This window comes from Falsiporphyromonas endometrii (assembly GCF_042654485.1).
In the GTDB taxonomy this organism is placed as follows: Bacteria; Bacteroidota; Bacteroidia; order Bacteroidales; family Porphyromonadaceae; genus Porphyromonas; species Porphyromonas endometrii.
Genome location: NZ_JBHSGO010000082.1, coordinates 1 through 2,170 on the forward strand (window position 1 = coordinate 1; position 2,170 = coordinate 2,170).

At 38.3% G+C, this 2,170-nt stretch carries 2 protein-coding genes and 1 pseudogene; 2 read left to right on the forward strand and 1 reads right to left on the reverse strand.

The window, feature by feature from the left end; translation table 11 throughout:
- Together ACFO3G_RS03375 and bioB are read left to right on the forward strand one after the other, a co-directional pair.
- A pseudogene (locus tag ACFO3G_RS03375) lies at nucleotides 1–93 on the forward strand (transposase); the annotation flags it as partial.
- Nucleotides 94–323: 230 nt separating this feature from the next.
- A complete protein-coding gene (gene bioB / locus ACFO3G_RS03380; RefSeq protein ID WP_380077986.1) occupies nucleotides 324–1,319 on the forward strand; it encodes a biotin synthase BioB in 996 nt (331 codons plus the stop codon).
- A 102-nt stretch (nucleotides 1,320–1,421) separates the two neighbouring features.
- Here the strand turns inward: bioB and ACFO3G_RS03385 are convergent, their stop codons facing one another.
- A complete protein-coding gene (locus tag ACFO3G_RS03385; RefSeq protein WP_380077988.1) occupies nucleotides 1,422–1,871 on the reverse strand; it encodes an arginine repressor in 450 nt (149 codons plus the stop codon).
- Between the last annotated feature and the right edge of the window lie 299 nt (nucleotides 1,872–2,170).

Genomic DNA, 2,170 nt, shown 5'->3' on the forward strand with positions numbered 1-2,170 from the left:
CGATTTATTTGCGTGTTTGGGATTAGCCCAGACCCGCAAGTTATTGACAAACTTTTCAAAGAACTCATTTTATTTACTGCCAGAGCCGCTTAGGCTTGGATATTTTTTAACGAACTATTGTTTAATTATACTCTGCAAATATATGCATAGATATACGCAAGAATCTTTCTTAGGTGTGGATTCTATCAATTTATTTATATAATTGTTCTGCTTCTATTTGTTTTTTGATATGGGAATCCGGAGTTCAAAGCTTGTAGCTTGTTGTATTGATATTAGGAGATAATGTGTACATTTGGGATTCCAGTTTAGGATGGTATAATTATATGATAGATACATTAAAGAACAAGGTCCTCCGAGGAGAAGACCTTACAGAGGAAGAAGCGTATGCTCTTATAGAACTTGTGCAAAAAGATTCGTCTGTATTAGAGGCTCTCTATGAAGCATCGCACGAGATAACAGAGCATTTCAATGGTAACCGTTTCGATACATGCTCCATTATAAATTGTAAGAGTGGGCAGTGCCCTGAAAATTGTAAGTGGTGTGCTCAAAGTAAGTTTTATAAGACAGATGCAGAGGTTTATTCTCTTCTTGATGCCGATCCATGCGTTGATTTGGCCAAACACAATAGAAAACAGGGAATAAACCGTTTTGCTATGGTGGCAAGTGGAAGAAAACTGAATAACAATGATACAGACAAGGTGGCTGAGATCGTAAAGAAGATTCGGCAATCAACAGACATTAAGTGTTGTGCCTCTTTGGGGCTTATGAGTGAAGATCAGTTGCAGAAACTCTATGACGCCGGCATTACAACTTATCATTGCAATATGGAGTCAGCTCCCAGTTATTTTGGTTCACTTTGTAGTACTCATACTCAAGAGGATAAGAAGCTAACAATAGAGGCAGCGCGTAAGGTAGGTATGCAGGTTTGCTCCGGTGGAATTATCGGTATGGGCGAAAGTGCTCGACAGAGAGTTGAGTTTGCTCTATTCTTGCGTTCGCTCAATATTTTAAGCATTCCTATTAATATCCTTTGTCCTATCAAAGGGACTCCTCTTGAAAAACAAAAGCCACTTAGTGAAGATGAGATTTTCATTACTATTGCTATGTTTAGATTTATCAATCCTAAGGCATATCTTAGATTCTCTGGAGGAAGAAAACAACTTTCTGATATTGCACAAAGGAAAGCTATCTATATAGGAGTCAATGCCGCTATCACCGGTGATATGCTTACCACTGAAGGTGAAGGGGCAAGGCATGATATGGATATGATTAGAGAAATGGGTAAAGTGAACGATGAATCTTTCAACTGGGGTGCCTGATGTTGTGCCAATAGAAATTGTCGTCCTTTCGAGATGTCCCAATGATATTTATGCGACTGATTGATGGCAACTGCAGATCTTCTCGATGGTAGCTGATTTGTGTTAGATTTTTATCTTGAGTGTCGCAAGTATATTTTGAGGCAAACTCCCTTCTTTATGCAGTAGCAATATGGTGTCTTCGTCGGCTATGGTACCAACAATGTCCTTTATTTTTAGTTTTTCTATTTCTAAAGCAATCATTTTTGCCATTCCTTTTGGGGTGAAGATTACAGCGCCTTGGTGTGAGATAGCCGCCCTCAAATTGAAGCGAGATAGTGGATAATTGACCGTAACTTCTGCCATTTTCCTCATTTCTTCGATAGGAAGTTTGTATTTGAATGTGCCGCTTTGTTTTACTCGTTCTATTCCAAGTGATTTAAGGTCTCTTGAGATAGTAGATTGATTGAATAAATATCCATGTCTTTCCAACGAATCGACAAGTTGTTCTTGTGTTTCAATGTTTTCTTCGAGTAAGATTTTACATATTGCAATCAGACGTTCTTTTTTGTTCATGTCACCTTAAATCAATTTGTTCTGAACAAATTTATGTAATTATAACCATTGCTGTCCGATAAAAGTTGGAAATGACATATTAAGGATGCTCAATCGCAGAATACATGCGGTTGAGCATTTCAATTTTGAAAGATAAGCCCCCCTAATCAAAAAGTGAGGGTATTGGAGGAGCATCTGCCCGAGCTTTTAGGAGTATTTCCCAGTCTTTTTCGGGATGATTGAACAAACTATAGAAGTCGACATAGTACATCAAGGTTATTCTTACCATGGTTGCCAATCCTGAAAAGCTCCAAGAGCGG

Excerpts from the sequence above, each read along its gene's own strand:
- ACFO3G_RS03385 (WP_380077988.1), bottom strand. The coding sequence starts at position 1,871 with ATGAACAAAAAAGAACGTCTGATTGCAATATGTAAAATCTTACTCGAA.
- bioB (WP_380077986.1), top strand. The coding sequence starts at position 324 with ATGATAGATACATTAAAGAACAAGGTCCTCCGAGGAGAAGACCTTACA.